This is a genomic window from Rhodococcus sp. SMB37 (assembly GCF_004345605.1).
GTDB lineage: Bacteria > Actinomycetota > Actinomycetes > Mycobacteriales > Mycobacteriaceae > Rhodococcus.
On the sequence record NZ_SLVY01000005.1, the window covers coordinates 287,180 to 303,001 of the forward strand.

Annotated in this window: 14 protein-coding genes; 9 read left to right on the forward strand and 5 right to left on the reverse strand. The window is 64.6% G+C overall.

Annotation, left to right across the window (positions count from 1 at the left end):
• Nucleotides 1–92: 92 nt before the first annotated feature.
• Nucleotides 93–518 (reverse strand): STAS domain-containing protein, encoded by a 426-nt coding sequence (locus tag EV641_RS10970; RefSeq protein ID WP_132471799.1) that lies wholly within the window; start codon nucleotides 516–518, stop codon nucleotides 93–95.
• Nucleotides 519–821: 303 nt separating this feature from the next.
• On the opposite strand from EV641_RS10970, the gene EV641_RS10975 reads away from it, so the two are divergent.
• A complete protein-coding gene (locus EV641_RS10975; protein ID WP_054713266.1) occupies nucleotides 822–1,256 on the forward strand; it encodes an ATP-binding protein in 435 nt (144 codons plus the stop codon).
• On the forward strand, nucleotides 1,253–2,035 hold the full coding sequence (locus tag EV641_RS10980; protein WP_054713265.1) for a SigB/SigF/SigG family RNA polymerase sigma factor: 783 nt from the start codon (nucleotides 1,253–1,255) through the stop codon (nucleotides 2,033–2,035). The genes EV641_RS10975 and EV641_RS10980 overlap by 4 nt, the downstream gene beginning before the upstream one ends.
• A 26-nt stretch (nucleotides 2,036–2,061) precedes the next feature.
• Here EV641_RS10980 and EV641_RS10985 read toward each other — a convergent pair whose 3' ends face one another.
• From EV641_RS10985 to aceA, 4 genes are all read right to left on the reverse strand, one after another.
• Nucleotides 2,062–3,123: an NAD(P)-dependent alcohol dehydrogenase gene (locus EV641_RS10985; RefSeq protein WP_132471800.1), complete on the reverse strand. Its 1,062-nt coding sequence runs from the start codon at nucleotides 3,121–3,123 to the stop codon at nucleotides 2,062–2,064.
• Nucleotides 3,124–3,183: 60 nt separating this feature from the next.
• Complete coding sequence (gene metE / locus EV641_RS10990) at nucleotides 3,184–5,469, reverse strand: 5-methyltetrahydropteroyltriglutamate--homocysteine S-methyltransferase (RefSeq protein WP_132471801.1); 2,286 nt, start codon at nucleotides 5,467–5,469, stop codon at nucleotides 3,184–3,186.
• 71 nt (nucleotides 5,470–5,540) lie between these two features.
• Nucleotides 5,541–6,437: a 3-hydroxybutyryl-CoA dehydrogenase gene (locus tag EV641_RS10995; protein WP_054713631.1), complete on the reverse strand. Its 897-nt coding sequence runs from the start codon at nucleotides 6,435–6,437 to the stop codon at nucleotides 5,541–5,543.
• A gap of 172 nt (nucleotides 6,438–6,609) precedes the next feature.
• Entirely contained in the window at nucleotides 6,610–7,899 is a 1,290-nt protein-coding gene (aceA, locus tag EV641_RS11000) for an isocitrate lyase (protein ID WP_132471802.1), read from the reverse strand.
• A gap of 528 nt (nucleotides 7,900–8,427) precedes the next feature.
• Between aceA and EV641_RS11005 the strand changes: the two genes are divergently transcribed.
• From EV641_RS11005 to urtD, 7 genes are all read left to right on the forward strand, one after another.
• Nucleotides 8,428–9,588, forward strand: coding sequence for a globin domain-containing protein (locus EV641_RS11005; RefSeq protein WP_241997047.1), 1,161 nt, complete (start codon nucleotides 8,428–8,430; stop codon nucleotides 9,586–9,588).
• Nucleotides 9,589–9,642: 54 nt separating this feature from the next.
• Nucleotides 9,643–11,055, forward strand: coding sequence for an acetate metabolism transcriptional regulator RamB (gene ramB, locus EV641_RS11010; RefSeq protein ID WP_132471803.1), 1,413 nt, complete (start codon nucleotides 9,643–9,645; stop codon nucleotides 11,053–11,055).
• Nucleotides 11,056–11,070: 15 nt separating this feature from the next.
• Nucleotides 11,071–11,472: a TIGR03618 family F420-dependent PPOX class oxidoreductase gene (locus EV641_RS11015; protein WP_054713632.1), complete on the forward strand. Its 402-nt coding sequence runs from the start codon at nucleotides 11,071–11,073 to the stop codon at nucleotides 11,470–11,472.
• Nucleotides 11,473–11,733: 261 nt separating this feature from the next.
• The gene (gene urtA, locus EV641_RS11020; RefSeq protein ID WP_054713633.1) at nucleotides 11,734–13,002 is read left to right on the forward strand and encodes an urea ABC transporter substrate-binding protein; all 1,269 of its coding nucleotides are present in this window, start codon (nucleotides 11,734–11,736) and stop codon (nucleotides 13,000–13,002) included.
• A gap of 31 nt (nucleotides 13,003–13,033) precedes the next feature.
• Nucleotides 13,034–13,918: an urea ABC transporter permease subunit UrtB gene (urtB, locus tag EV641_RS11025; RefSeq protein WP_054713634.1), complete on the forward strand. Its 885-nt coding sequence runs from the start codon at nucleotides 13,034–13,036 to the stop codon at nucleotides 13,916–13,918.
• Complete coding sequence (gene urtC, locus EV641_RS11030; RefSeq protein WP_132471804.1) at nucleotides 13,918–15,042, forward strand: urea ABC transporter permease subunit UrtC; 1,125 nt, start codon at nucleotides 13,918–13,920, stop codon at nucleotides 15,040–15,042. The genes urtB and urtC overlap by 1 nt, the downstream gene beginning before the upstream one ends.
• The gene (urtD, locus tag EV641_RS11035) at nucleotides 15,039–15,821 is read left to right on the forward strand and encodes an urea ABC transporter ATP-binding protein UrtD (RefSeq protein ID WP_132471805.1); all 783 of its coding nucleotides are present in this window, start codon (nucleotides 15,039–15,041) and stop codon (nucleotides 15,819–15,821) included. Before urtC ends, urtD begins: the two co-directional genes overlap by 4 nt.
• The last annotated feature ends 1 nt before the right edge of the window (nucleotide 15,822 follow it).

A 15,822-nucleotide genomic window follows, 5' to 3' on the forward strand; every position in this document is an offset into this window, starting at 1 on the left:
GAAAACACCGTTGCCGTGCAAGCATTCATCATGCACGGCAACGGCTTCGCGACATACTGACCACTACAGTCTGCCGCGTCCTTCGAATGGCATCACGCCGCGTGGCTCAGCGATCGCATCGCACTCTCCAGGGAAAAGTGCTTGGGGATGCGCTGTTCGGGGTCGGCAGCACGCAGTAGTCGCTCGACCGGTCTTCCGCAGACGAGCGCCCAACGTGCACTGTTCTGGCGAGTCACCTCATCGAGCTCGTCGAACACCGTCAGACCCGGCGTCCCGAAGAACCCGACTTCGGACAGGTCGAGGATCACCCGGGGCGAAGACCGAAGCTGCGTACAAGAATACTCGCTCAGCGCAGCCGCGTTACGGACGTCGATTTCTCCCCCGACGCCGACACGGACCAGGGCGGAGCTGATCTGCTGCGCGCAGAACTGAGCGCCCGCGGCCCAGCGGGTCGCGGCTCCGGGCGGACCAGCACGCATGGGCAGGGTCCGTACGGCAATGTTCTCGGTAGCTGTCATTGCACTTCCCAACGTCTGAGAAATTTCAAAGGCGCTGGAGGCGCAGACGCAGCGGCACAGAATCGCCCGCCGGAATACCGCCCATCACGCGGCACCTTCGACTTCCAGGCTGTGTGCTCAACCGTCTTCAACACTAGTGCAGACCCGACGCACGCTCAACCGGATCGGAATTTCTCCATCCGCAGTAATGGCAGCGTGGAGGATCCGGTGGGTTGAAACATCTCCGACTGGGTAGTCTCCCCCTGGAAACAGGAAGCAGGACATTACAGCACCGCTACACGCAGTCACGGAGAACAGGCACCCATGGCGAATTCCGCGTCGGTAGATTCGGCACACGAAGATGCACCCCCCACAGTCGAGCTGCGGGTAAGGGCCGATGCCGACCAGCTTTCGGTGCTGCGCGCGGTCGCGGCAGCGATCGCATTGCAACACGACTTCGATCTCGACACCGTCGAGGACATCAAACTCGCAGTCGACGAGGCAGCAACCCGGCTGATCGTGAACTCCACAGATCTGTCGACTCTTCTGTGCAGCTTCCAGGTCTCCCCGTCGGGGGTGAAGATCGCCTTGTCGGCACCCACCCGCACGGATGCTCCCACCCGGCAGCCCCGCTCGTTCGGGTGGCATGTGCTCAATTCGCTCACCGATTCGGTGTCGGTGTCGTCCGGTATCGACGACCACGGTGACACTGTGAGCACCATCGACCTGACGATCTCCGAACGTAGTGCCGCTCGGTGAAAGAGAACAACAGGAGGACGAACGACGATTACGCCGACGTCTTCGACGATCTGAAACGGATCGCTGTTCTCGACGTGAAGGATGCGGAACGCTCCCTGATCCGCGAGCATGTCGTCGAACGTTGTCTCCCTCTTGCAGAGCACATCGCGCGTCGCTTCGATGGGCGCGGTGAGGCGTTCGAAGACCTGGTCCAGGTCGCGCGTCTCGGGTTGGTCAACGCGGTCGACAGATTCGACCCGGAGCGCGGGGCCGACTTCGTATCGTTCGCGGTACCCACCATCATGGGTGAGGTGCGCCGGCACTTCCGGGACACCGCGTGGGCGGTGCGGGTTCCCCGTCGCATGAAGGAACTGCACCTGTCGTTGAGCCATGCGACCGCCGACCTGTCGCAGCGTCTCGGGCGCGCGCCCTCGGCGAGCGAGCTCGCGCAGGAGCTGGGTATCGACCAGGAAGAAGTGCTGCAGGGGTTGGTCGCGGGGAATGCCTACACCACTATTTCCGTGGATCGGTCGTCGCCACAGACCGACGACGGACTGACCCTGGCCGAGACACTCGGCGAGTACGACGCGGCCCTCGACGAGGTAGAGAACAATGAAGCACTGCGTCCATTGCTCGAGGCGCTGCCGGAACGCGAACGTTCCATCGTCATGTTGCGGTTCTTCGGCAATATGACCCAGACGCAGATCGCCGAACGGGTCGGGGTGTCGCAGATGCACGTCTCGCGTCTGCTGGCAAAGACTCTCGCGCAGCTGCGGGATCAGCTCGGCGACAACTTCTGACCCGTCCCGTTCCCCTCGGTTCCGGCTCAGAAGGTCGCGGCGTCGATGACGAATCGGTACCTCACGTCGCTCGCGACCACGCGTTCGTAGGCCTCGTTGATGCGATCGGCGGAGATCAGCTCGATCTCTGCGGCAATTTCGTTCGCCGCGCAGAAGTCGAGCATCTCCTGGGTCGACGCGATACCGCCGACATTCGATCCCGCTATCGCCCGGTCGTTGTTGCCGAGGGAGAACGCTCGCAGGGACAGCGGATTCTCGGGCAACCCCAGCTCGACGAGGACACCATGCAACGACAGCAGCGACAGGTACCGGTCCAGGTCGAGGTTGACCGACACGGTGTTGAGGATCAGGTCGAACTTGCCGCGAAGTTCCCTGAAGATCTCCTGATCGGTGGTCGCGCGGTAATCGACGGCGCCGAAGCGCAGGCCGTCGTCCTTCTTCGCCAAGGAATGGCTGAGCACGGTCACCTCCGCGCCGAGTGCGGCGGCGATCTTGACACCGACATGCCCGAGCCCACCCATTCCGATGATCGCGACCCGGGTTCCGGGGCCGGCCTTCCAACGCTTCAACGGTGAGTACAAGGTGATGCCGGCGCACAGCAAGGGCGTCGCCGCGGCAGGATCGAGCCCGTCGGGAATCCTCAGCACGAAGTGTTCGGTGACGACGATATGCGTCGAATAACCGCCCTGGGTGACCTGGCCGTCACTGCCGACGGAGTTATACGTCGCGGTGACCCTGTTGACGCAGTGTTGTTCGAATCCGGCACCACACGGATCGCACTCGCCGCACGAATCGACGAAGCATCCCACGCCGACCCGGTCGCCGACGACGTGCTTCGTGACGTCGGTGCCGATGGCGGCGACACGTCCGACGATCTCGTGACCGGGCACGACCGGGTACTTCGTGCCGCCCCACTCGTTGCGGGCCACGTGGATGTCCGAGTGACAGATGCCCGCGAATTCGATCTCGATCAGGACGTCGCGCGGCCCCAACGGGCGGCGCTCGATCGTGGTCTTCGTCAGTGGGGCGTCTGCGGATGTGGCGGTGAAGGCAACAGCAGTGATGGTCGGAACAGGCGAGTCGCTCATGCTCCTATACCTACTCGCTTGCGAAGCGCCGCGCACCCGGGGGCCTCACGGCCGGGGGCGTTACCGGTGTCGGTCCCCGGCTGCGGCCCGGCGACGGACCCTGCGCGCCGCCGCGACGAGGTTGCGCAGCGACGGTTCGAGTTGCCAGTTCCTGCGAGACTTGAGGCCACCATCCGGATTCGCCCACAGTCGGTCGAGGTCCACTGATCGGGCTGCTTCGGTCAGCAACTCGTCGAGCTCGTCGATGTCGGGGATCCGCGCCGAGCGCGACTCGTAGACACCCGGCCCGACACCGTGGGTCAGGGCCTGATCCTTGATCGCCTCGAGCACCCAGCCGATCGACCTGGTCGCGACGATCGCGGTGACGTCGGCATCGAGCCGTTCGATCGCGTCGACCACCGACTTCTGACCCGAGTACGTCAGGTGTGTGTGGATCTGGGTCTCGGGCGCTGCCCCACCGGTCGCGAGGCAGAACGCATCGACTGCCCAGTCGAGGTACTCGGCGCGCCCGTCCTGCCGCAGCGGCAGCAGTTCACGGATCGCCGGTTCGTCGACCTGGATGATCGCGATCCCGGCCTTCTCCAGATCGGAGATCTCGTCTCGGATCGCGAGTGCCAGTTGGTCGGCCGTCTCGTGACGCGGTTGGTCCGCCCGCACGTAGGAACGCGCCAGCATCGTGACGGGTCCGGTGAGCATTCCCTTGACCGGTCTGTCTGTGAGCGACTGCGCGAACGCGGTCCACTCGACCGTCATCGGTTTCGGCCGCACGATGTCGCCGTACAGGATCGGGGGGCGTGTGCAGCGCGACCCGTAGGCTTGCACCCAGCCGAAATGGGTGGTGGCGAAGCCCTCCAGCAGTTCGGCGAAGTACTGCACCATGTCGTTGCGTTCGTGTTCGCCGTGCACGAGGACGTCGAGGCCGATGTCCTCCTGCAGCCGGATCGTCGACTCGATCTCGGCCTCGATGAGCGTGGCGTACTCCTCGTACGACAGTCGTCCCTGGTCGAGCTCGTACCGCGCCTTCCGCGCCTCGGCTGTCTGAGGGAACGAACCGAGGGTGGTCGCGGGAACGGGCGGCAGCTTCAGGCGCTTCTGCTGGGCGACGCGACGCTCCTCGTAGGGGGCGCGGACTCGATGCTCGGCAGTGAGCGCGTTGAGGCGGGCACGCACCGTGTGCTTCTGCTTGAAATGCACCGAGACGGGCGGCCGGCGCCACTTCTCCTCGGCTCCGGTGGTGAGTGCCTTCGCGAGCGAGACGACCTCGCCGACCTTCTGCTTCGCGAACGCGAGCCGGTCTGCGACGTCACCGGGGATGTCGTATTCCATGAGGAGGTCGTACGGCACATGCAGCAACGTGGAGGACGTCGAGACGACGAGATCCGGCGCGATCGCAGCGAGCGACTGCAGATATTCGAGTGTCCGGCGCCGATCGACCTTCCACACGTTGCGGCCGTCGACGACGCCCGCGTAGATCCGCTTGCGCTTCAGGCCGGGGACAGCGGCGAGTTCGTCGGGAGTCATCCGTCCGTTGACGAAGTCCAGGCCGAGCGCTTCGATCTTCGACGCCGCCAGGATCGGCAGTGCTTCACCGAGATGGCCGTAAGGCCCGGTCACGAGGATGCGGGGCCGCAACGGTGCGTGCGAGAGCACCTCGTAGGCCCGCTTCAGCGCCGCGAGTTCGTCGGCGCTGCGGTCCTCGGTGAACGATGGTTCGTCGAGCTGCACACATGTGGCACCGCGCTTCGCGAGTTGCTCGAAGAGTCGCTCGTATTGTTCGAGCAGCGGATCGAGCAGGTCGAGCGTCGCGAATCCGTTCTGCGGGGAAGTCGGCGCAACCTTCGACAGCAGCAGCAGCGACACAGGACCGAGCACGACGGGCCTCAGTTCGACACCCTCGGCCATGGCCCGATCGAACTCGTCGAGCAACGCGGACGAGTTGAGTTCGAAGACGGTGCGCTCGTCGAGTTCGGGCTGACGGTAGTGGTAGTTGCTCCCGAACCAGCGGACCAGTTCGAGGGGCGGGAGGTCTGCGCGGCCACGACACATCGTGAAGTAGAAGTCGAGTGGGTCGAGTTCGTCGACGAGTGGACGGAACCGCTCCGGGACCGCACCGAACAGCAGTGCATTGTCTAGCACGTGGTCGTAGAAGGAGAACGTGTTGCCGGGGACTTGCGTCAACCCGGTGGCAGACAGTTCACGCCACATGTTCTCCTGCAGTTCGCGACCGACCGCGATGACATCGGCGCGTGTACCGTCGCCGTGCCAGTAGGAATCGAGAGCACGCTTGAGTTCACGACGGGGTCCGATGCGCGGGTAACCGAGAATGCTCGAGCCGTGGCCTGCCATGCCGGAATCGACCTCTCCCTGAATGCACGTCGCGCCCGGTGCGCGACAACTTCTCGGTGGGTGCCGCCTGACTAGCCGGCCTTCTTGGTCGCGCGACCGTTGTCGGCGTACTCGTAGAAGCCTGCCCCCGACTTCTTGCCGACGAGTCCGGCTTCGACCATACGGAGAAGCAGCGGAGGTGCCGAGTAGAGCGGCTCCTTGAACTCGTCGTACATGGAGTCCGCGATCGACTTGACGGTGTCGAGCCCGACGAGATCGGTCAGTTCGAGCGGACCCATCGGGTGGGCGCAGCCCAGCACCATCGTCTTGTCGACGTCCTCCTTGGTGGCGAAACCGGATTCGACCATCCGGACTGCCGAGAGGAGGTAAGGCACGAGGAGGGCGTTCGCGATGAAACCTGCCCGGTCGGACGACCGGACGACCTGCTTGCCGAGGATGTCACTTGCGAAGGCCGCCGCGCGTTCCGACACCGCGCGGCTGGTTTTGAGAGTGGTCACGACCTCCACGAGAGGGAGAACCGGCACCGGGTTGAAGAAGTGCATGCCGATGACGCGTTCGGGTGCCGTGGTCGCGATACCGAGCTTCATGATCGGGATCGACGACGTGTTGGAGGCGAGAACGGCGTTGGGGTCGGTGACGACCTTGTCGAGCTCCGCGAAGATCTCGGCCTTGATCTTCTCATCCTCCACGACCGCTTCCACCACGAGCTGCCGATCTGCGAAGTCCTCGAGGTCGGAGGTGAAACGAAGCCGCCACGCAGCCTGTTCACGCTCACGTTCAGTGATCTTCCCGGTGCTCACGCCCCGGTCGAGGGACCGGAGGATCCGTGCGCGTCCGGCCGCGGCGAGTTCGCGGGTCTTCTCGAACACCAGCACATCGACATGAGCGCGTGCACTCACCTCGGCGATACCCGAGCCCATGATGCCGGCGCCGATCACACCGACGCGCTGAATCTTGTCGCTGGTCACTCGAATCTCCTCAACTTGCCTGTGCTCGGTGACAACGGATGCAGGCGAGTACATGGGTAACTCACCGGGTACGCCCATCAGCCCCCGGATTCCGGACAGGCGGCCCGCAACGCGAAGTGCGGGCCGCCTGACTGGTGCGCTGAAACCGCGGAGAGGCGGTACAGTCCAGCTCCTAGTGGAACTGGCCTTCCTCCGTGGAGCCCTTCAGGGCAGCCGTGGAGGTGTTCGGGTCGACCGTGGTGGCGATGCGGTCGAAGTAGCCTGCGCCGACCTCACGCTGGTGCTTGATCGCGGTGAAGCCACGCTCTTCTGCGGCCTTGAACTCGCGCTCCTGCAGATCGACGAAGGCGGTCATGCCCTCGCGGGCGTAGCCGTGCGCCAAGTCGAACATGCCGTAGTTGAGCGAGTGGAAGCCGGCGAGGGTGATGAACTGGAACTTGAAGCCCATCGCGCCGAGCTCCTTCTGGAACTTCGCGATGGTCGCGTCGTCCAGGTGAGCCTTCCAGTTGAAGGACGGCGAGCAGTTGTAGGCCAGCAGCTGGTCGGGGAACTCGCTGCGCACAGCCTCGGAGAACTTCTTGGCGACCTCGAGATCCGGCACGCCGGTCTCCATCCAGATGAGGTCGGAGTACGGGGCGTACGCCTTGGCGCGAGCGATGCAGGGCTCGATGCCGTTCTTGACGCCGTAGAAGCCCTCGGCCGTGCGGGTGCCGTCGAGGAACTCGCGGTCGCGCTCGTCGACGTCGGAGGTCAGCAGGGTTGCAGCCTCAGCGTCGGTGCGGGCGATGACGACCGTCGGGACGTCGGCAACGTCGGCTGCGAGGCGAGCCGAGGTCAGGGTGCGGATGTGCTGCTGGGTCGGAATGAGCACCTTGCCACCGAGGTGACCGCACTTCTTCTCCGACGCGAGCTGATCCTCCCAGTGCGAACCGGCAACGCCGGCCGCGATCATGGCCTTCTGCAGCTCGTAGACGTTCAGGGCGCCGCCGAAGCCGGCCTCACCGTCGGCGACGATCGGAGCGAGCCAGTTGTCGACGGAGGTATCGCCCTCGACCTTGGCGATCTCGTCGGCGCGGAGCAGCGCGTTGTTGATGCGGCGAACGACCTGCGGGACCGAGTTCGCCGGGTACAGCGACTGGTCCGGGTAGGTGTGGCCGGACAGGTTGGCGTCGCCGGCGACCTGCCAGCCGGACAGGTAGATGGCCTTCAGACCGGCGCGAACCTGCTGAACGGCCTGGTTGCCGGTGAGGGCGCCCAGCGAGTTGATGTAGTCCTCGTTGTTCACGAGGTCCCACAGGATCTCAGAACCACGACGGGCGAGGGTGGCTTCCTCGACGACGGAGCCCTGCAGCTTGACGACCTGCTCGGCCGTGTAGTTGCGGGTGATTCCCTTCCAGCGAGGATTGGTGTCCCAGTCCTTCTGGATTTCTTCAGCGGTCCTCGGGGTGCCGGTGGTCGACATCAAAGCTCCACTCTCTAGATCTACTCCGCTCGGCGTCAGCAGTACGTCTGTACTACTTCACATCCTTTGCGGCCCATTCGGATGTACAAGACGACAATGACACAACTGAAAACCCCTCGCTACCTGTTGCTAATGCCAATCTCGGCAATTTTTACCCCCCTCTTTGCAAAGATTGCTAATCAATGGTGAGGCCAACGACCACGGCACCTGAGGCGAAAGTTACCCACCGGTAGCACTGACCTCGACTTTTACGGCCCGCGTGTTGCCGGTCGCGATGTAGCACCTCGACGCCGTGACCGGCCCGGAAAGCCCTCTGGCAAGTTCCCCACTGTGACCGTCTTCACACGACTTCGCGACCTACACACGCCATGTAAATGACCTTGAAAGCGCCCATCCCGGTCGTACGATGTGCCGCACGACCGGATCGGGGCCGGTCGCGCAGAGTGCTGCGCGCCTCCTGCTTCGGTTTGCCATCCGCACAACCGAGGAGCAGTCATCCTTTCACCTACGTCGCGTCCGATCGTCGAGATGACCCTGCCTGTGGTCGGGGCACACATCGGCGTGATCTCCGAGGTGTTCTACGAGAAACTGTTCACCGCAGTCCCCTCGCTACGCACCAACCTGTTCAACAGGACGAATCAAGCGAGCCGCACCCAGCAACAGGCGCTCGCAAGTTCGGTTGCTTCCTTCGCAACGCTGCTCGTCACCCAGGAGCCCGGCGACATCGACTCGATCATGTCCCGGATCGCCGCCAAGCACGCGTCCCTGGGCGTGACATCCGACCTCTACGAGGTTGTACGCACCCACCTGTTCGCCGCGATCGTGGAGGTCCTCGGCGACGCCGTCACTCCCCAGGTCGCAGCCGCGTGGAACGAGGTGTACACCCTGATGGCCAACTCCCTGGCCGAACAGGAGTCGCAGCTGTACCGGGATGTGGGTGTCGCCGAAGGCGAGGTGTGGAGGCAGGCCCTGGTCGCTGCGCGCGAGTACGACGGCGCCCACTCCGCAACCCTGTTCCTGCGTCCTCTCGACGGCAAACCGTTCCGCACCCACCGCCCGGGCCAGTACACCTCGGTCCGCATCCGCTTCGCCGACGAGACAGAACAGATCCGCCAGTACACCGTCACCCACGGACGCCAATCGGGTGAGTGGGCACTGTCCGTCAAACGGGTGCCGGACGGACTCGTGTCACCGATCCTCGTCGACAAGGTCGCGGAGGGTGATCAGCTCACCGTGTCGCAGCCGTTCGGCGGCGTCGTGGTCGACAACGACGACTCTCCATTGCTCCTGATCTCCGCCGGAATCGGCGTCACCAACACACTGGCGACCCTCCAATATCTGGCCACGTACAACCCCGGGCGTGAGGTGACGATCGTCCATGTGGAGAGGTCCGCGTACGAACACGTGAGGCGCATCGAGTTCAGCACCGTGGTGAAGGCCCTACCCAACTCCGAGCTGTTCCTGCGCTACAAGGATTTCGACGGCGAGCACGAGGACGGCCGAAACCCACTGACGCGCGTCCCGTTACCGTCGGGTGCCCAGACGTATGTGTGCGGACCGGTCGAGTTCATGCGGTCCATCCGTCGCGAACTGATCGGCGCCGGACTACCGCCGGCATCGATCCATTTCGAAGCGTTCGCCCCGGGCTCGTGGCTCGGGCTCGAGAGCGAACATGCACCCGTCCCTTAGCCAGGTTGCAAACCCTACGTTGCAAAGCTGGTGGAAGCGCCTTACGCTGGGCGAATGGCCAAGACCTACGTCGGCGCCCGCCTGCGCCAGCTACGGACCGAGCGTGGACTCAGCCAAGCCGCACTCGCGAAGACACTCGAGATTTCCGCGAGTTATCTCAATCAGATCGAACACGACGTCCGGCCGCTCACCGTGCCGGTGCTGCTGCGGATCAGCGAAGTGTTCGGCGTCGACACGACGTTCTTCTCGTCGCAGGACGACACCCGCCTGATCGCCGAGATGCGTGAGGTCGCGCTCGACCAGGAGATGGGTATCGAGGCCGACGCACAGGAGATCGCCGAAATGGTCGCGGCGCATCCCGGTCTGGCGCGCGCGATGGTCAACATGCACCGCCGATTCCGCAACACCACAGCACAGCTCGCCGCCGCGACGGAAGACCGCTACAGCGACGGCAGCGGAAGCGGCGCGATCACGATGCCGCACGAAGAGGTCCGCGACTACTTCTATCAGCGGCAGAACTACCTCCACGAACTCGACACCGCGGCCGAGGAGCTCGCCAACCGGATCCGATTCCACCGAGGTGACGTGGGTGGCGAGATCGCCAAACGCATGGCCGCGGTCCACGACGTACAGGTCGTCAAACGCATCGACCTCGGCGAGAACGTCCTGCACCGCTACGACCCCGAGACCCGGGTGCTCGAGATCGCACCGCAGCTGTCCGGAGGACAGCAGGTGTTCAAGCTCTCCACCGAACTCGCCTACCTCGAGTGCGGTGATCTCATCGACAAGCTCGTCGACGACGGGGGCTTCACCAGCGACTCGTCGCGCACACTCGCGCGTCTCGGGCTCGCGAACTATTTCGCAGCAGCACTGATTCTCCCCTATTCGCAGTTCCACGAGATCGCCGAGGACTTCCGCTACGACATCGAGCGTCTCTCGGCGTTCTACGGTCAGAGCTACGAAACAGTCGCGCATCGCCTTTCGACGCTGCAACGTCCGAAGCTGCGCGGTGTGCCGTTCTCGTTCGTGCGCGTCGACCGTGCGGGCAACATGTCCAAGCGGCAATCCGCCACCGGATTCCACTTCTCGACGAGCGGTGGCACCTGCCCGCTGTGGAACGTGTACGAGACATTCGCATACCCGGGCAAGATCATGACCCAGATCGCGCAGATGCCTGACGGTCGCCGTTATCTGTGGGTCGCGCGGACGGTCGAACGCCGCGCCGCCCGCTTCGGGCAACCGTCGAAGACCTTCGCGATCGGCCTCGGCTGCGACCTGCGCCATGCGCACCGGCTCGTCTACGCGGAAGGCCTCGATCTCGACGAGTCGAACCCCGGCACTCCCATCGGCTCCGGCTGCCGGGTGTGCGAGCGGATGAACTGCCCGCAGCGTGCATTCCCTCCCCTAGGCAAGGACATCGACATCAACGAACACCGCAGCTCTGTCTCGCCTTACCTCGTCCGCTGAGTACCCTCTAGCCACATGTCACGCACTTCCGCCGCACTGGGCGACCGGGCCCTCGAGTTCCTGTCCGAATACCACCTCGCGACCCTCACGACGTTGCGCAAGGATGGGACCCCCCACGTCGTCGCGGTCGGGTTCACGTGGGACGCCGATACCGGACTCGTCCGGATCATCACGTCGGAGGGCACGCAGAAGGTACTCAATGCCGAGCGAGGCGGATACGCCGCCGTCAGCCAGATCGACGGCCGGCGGTGGCTGACATTGGAAGGTCCGGCGCGAGTCACCCGCGACAGCGACTCCGTCGCCGAGGGCGAGCGCCTATACGCGGCCCGCTACCGCGAGCCCCGTCCAAACCCCCGACGCGTCGTCATCGAGATCGTGGTCGAGCGGGTCATGGGTTCCGTCCTCGACCCTGCGTAGCCTCTTCCCGCGAGGGGATTTGCCATCCGCGGCCGCGATCGCGGCCGCGGGAAGCAGAAGATGTCGCGACCAGCGTGCGTGCGCCAAGCGAACAGCAAACCCACTCGCGCACGAGTGTGAGCACGACGTAACACCGATGTCATCATCGTCATGGAACGGTCACCGGAAGACACTCCGGCGCAATAACACCCACCTATCGTATGGATCCACGGATACAGCGCTGTATACGCCGCCCGGTCCCCTTCCACGAAGGACACCTCCATGACAGTTGCCCGATCCAAGTTCGCCACGAGCGCCGCAGCGCTGGTCGCCGTCGGACTCACCCTCACCGCGTGCGGAAGCAGGGCTGCGGACACCTCCGCGGGAGACACATCCGCCTCCGCCGGTGCGTCGTGCGTCGACACCGCCGGTGACAGCATCAAGGTCGGCTCCTTGAACTCGCTGTCCGGAACCATGGCGATCTCCGAAGTCACCGTGCGCGACTCGATCGCCCTGGCTGTCGAGCAGATCAACGCCGACGGCGGCGTGCTCGGCAAGCAGATCCAGATCGTCGCGGAAGACGGCGCCTCCGAGCCGACCGTGTTCGCAGAGAAGGCCGAGAAGCTCATCAGCGCCGACTGCGTCGCAGCGGTGTTCGGCGGCTGGACGTCGTCGAGCCGCAAGGCGATGCTTCCGGTGTTCGAGGACCGGAATTCATTGCTGTACTACCCCGTTCAGTACGAGGGGCTCGAGTCGTCGTCGAACATCTTCTACACCGGCGCGACGACCAATCAGCAGATCGTCCCCGCACTCGACTACCTGAAGGAGCAGGGCGTGCAGTCCCTGTACCTGGTGGGTAGCGACTACGTCTTCCCACAGACGGCCAACCGCATCATCCGCGCTTACGCCGACGCGAACGGCATGGAGATCAAGGGCGAGGACTACACGCCGCTCGGCTCGACCGACTTCTCCACCATCGTCAACAAGGTCCGTACGGCCGACGCCGACGCCGTGTTCAACACGCTCAACGGCGATTCCAATGTCGCGTTCTTCCGGGAGTACACGAACGCGGGTCTCGATGCCGCAGAGATGCCCGTCGTGTCGGTCTCGATCGCCGAAGAAGAGGTCGTGGGTATCGGCGCGCAGAACATCGAGGGCCAGCTCACCGCGTGGAACTACTACCAGACGGTGGACTCCCCCGAGAACACCGCCTTCGTCGAGGCGTACAAGGCGAAGTACGGCGACGCGAAGCCGACATCCGACCCCATGGAAGCCGCCTACACCTCGGTGTACCTGTGGAAGAACACCGTCGAGAAAGCCGGGTCGTTCGACGTCGCAGCGATCCAGGAGGCCGCAGACGGGGTGACGTTCGACGCGCCCGAAGGCACCGTGACGATCGACGGCGACAATCACCACATCACGAAGACCGCCCGCATCGGCGAGATCCGTGGCGACGGCCTGATCTACACGGTCTGGGAGTCCGACGGACCGGTCGATCCCGATCCGTACCTCGAAACCTACGACTGGGCCTCGTCCCTCTCCGGGAACTGACCGGTACCGACCGTCGACGAGGAGGACCGACATGGATATTGTTGCAGGACAGTTGTTCACAGGATTGAGCATCGGATCGATCCTACTGCTGGCGGCACTGGGACTGTCGCTGACGTTCGGTCAGATGGGCGTCATCAACATGGCCCACGGCGAATTCATCATGGCGGGTAGCTACACCGCATTCGTGGTACAGCAGGTGATCTCGTCCGCAGGCATCTCCCTGTTCGTGTCCCTCCTCGTCGGTTTCCTCGTCGGCGGTGCACTCGGCGTCCTCCTCGAGGTCACCCTCATCCGGCGGATGTATCACCGCCCCCTCGACACACTCCTCGTCACGTTCGGCGTAGGCCTGCTCCTCCAGCAGCTCGCCCGCGACATCTTCGGCGCACCTGCCGTCAACGTCATTGCACCGGAATGGCTTTCCGGTGGGGTCGAGATCCTCGGTGCGGTGGTTCCCAAGACCCGCCTGTTCATCCTCGTGCTCGCCACCGCGTGCGTGGTCGTCCTGATCACCGCGATGAAGTATACGTCCATGGGTCGCCGGATCCGCGCGGTCGTGCAGAATCGCGACCTCGCGGAAACCGTCGGGATCTCGTCCCGCCGCACCGACCTGACCACATTCTTCCTCGGCTCCGGACTCGCCGGCCTCGCCGGGGTGGCGCTGACGCTCATCGGATCGACGAGCCCGACCATCGGATCGGCCTATCTCATCGACGCGTTCCTCGTCGTCGTCATCGGCGGCCTCGGCCGAATCGAAGGCGCCGTCATCGCCGCTGTGGCCCTGGGCCTGCTCAACTCGTTCATCGAGTACTCGACCACCGCATCGATCGCGAAGGTGATCGTATTCGTGCTCATCGTGATCTTCCTCCAGGTCCGCCCGCAGGGCCTGTTCGCGGTCAAGACAAGGAGTCTGGTCTGATGTCGACGACCTTCCACCCCCGCGACCTCACCCGCCCCGGTCCCCTGCGCACAGCCGCGGGATTCGCCCTCGCCGCCTCGATGCTCTTCGCCGTCGCCCCCGCAGTGCTGTCCGATTTCCGCCTCGGACTACTCGGCAAGTTCCTGTGCTTCGCGATCGTCGCCGTGGGTATCGGACTCGCGTGGGGCCGCGGCGGAATGCTCACACTCGGCCAGGGCGTGTTCTTCGGACTCGGGGCCTACATGATGGCGATGCACCTCAAGATCGCCGACGCCGAACTCCGCGGCGACACCGTCCCCGATTTCATGCAGATCGCCGGAATCCGAGAGCTACCCGGCTATTGGGCGCCGTTCTCCTCTCCGATCATGACCGCCCTCGCGATCGCCCTGCTCCCGGCCCTCCTCGCACTGCTGCTCGGCCTCGGCGTCTTCAAGCGTCGTGTCAAGGGCGCGTACTTCGCGATCCTCTCGCAGGCGCTCGCCGCTGCCTTCGCGATCCTGCTCGTCGGTCAGCAGTCGACCGGAGGATCCAACGGCCTCAACCGATTCCGGAGCTTCTTCGGTTTCGATCTGGCAGATCCCGCCAACAGGCGGATGTTGTTCTTCATCGTCGCCGCAATCCTGCTGCTCGTCGTTGCCGCGACCCGCCAGCTCATGCAGTCCCGCTACGGCGAACTACTCGTCGCAGTCCGCGACCAAGAGGAACGCGTCCGATTCCTCGGATACGACCCCGCCAACATCAAGGTCGTCGCCTACACCGTCGCCGCGTTCTTCGCCGGAATCGCAGGCGCGATGTTCGTTCCGATCGTGGGCATCATCTCTCCCGCCGACATCGGGATCGTGCCCTCGATCGCCTTCCTCATCGGTGTCGCGATCGGTGGCCGCACCACTCTGCTCGGCCCCGTCCTCGGCGCGATCGGTGTCGCATGGGCCCAGACCACCCTGTCGGAAAGCTTCCCCTCCGCCTGGACCTACGCGCAGGCCCTGCTGTTCATCGTTGTCATCGGCTTCTTCCCCGCCGGAATCGCCGGGCTCGCCAAGCTCCGCAGACGCCGCGCGAAAGCGGATTCCACCGACGATCCGACGACGTCCCCGTCCGAACCCGAACTGGAGCCGGCCCGATGAGCGCACCCGAATTCGGCGGCAACGCCGGAATGTCCGCCGAGTACCTCGAAATTCGTGATCTGCGAGTCCAATTCGACGGGTTCACTGCCGTCGATGGTGTCGACCTCACCCTGTTCCAGGGCGATCTGAGGTTCCTCATCGGCCCCAACGGCGCCGGCAAGACGACACTCGTCGACGCGGTCACCGGTCTCGTCCCCGCGACCGGATCGGTCACCAAATCCGGTGTCGAACTGCTCGGCAGGAAGACCCACAAGATCGCCCGTCTCGGTGTCGGCCGCACCTTCCAGACCGCATCCGTGTTCGAGGAACTGTCGGTGCTGCAGAATCTCGACATCGCCGCCGGCGCCGGACGCTCACCGTGGCAGCTGCTCCGCCGCCGCAAGGACGTCCTACCCGAGATCGAACAGGCCCTCGAGACGATCGGACTCACCGCTCACCGCGACACCCCCGCCGGCATCCTCGCTCACGGTCAGAAGCAGTGGCTCGAGATCGGGATGCTGCTCGTGCAGAACGCCGACGTCCTGCTCCTCGACGAACCGGTCGCCGGCATGAGCGGTGCCGAACGCGAGGAGACCGGGCAACTGCTCCGGCGGATCGGCGCGCAGCGCACCGTGGTGGTCGTCGAACACGACATGGACTTCATGCGCGCCTTCGCGACGTCGGTGACGGTGCTCGCCCGCGGCAAGGTCATCGCCGACGGCACGGTCGAGGAAGTACAGAACAATCCGCAGGTCCAGCAGGTCTATCTCGGGACCACTGCTGCAGTACAGGAGGCGTGAG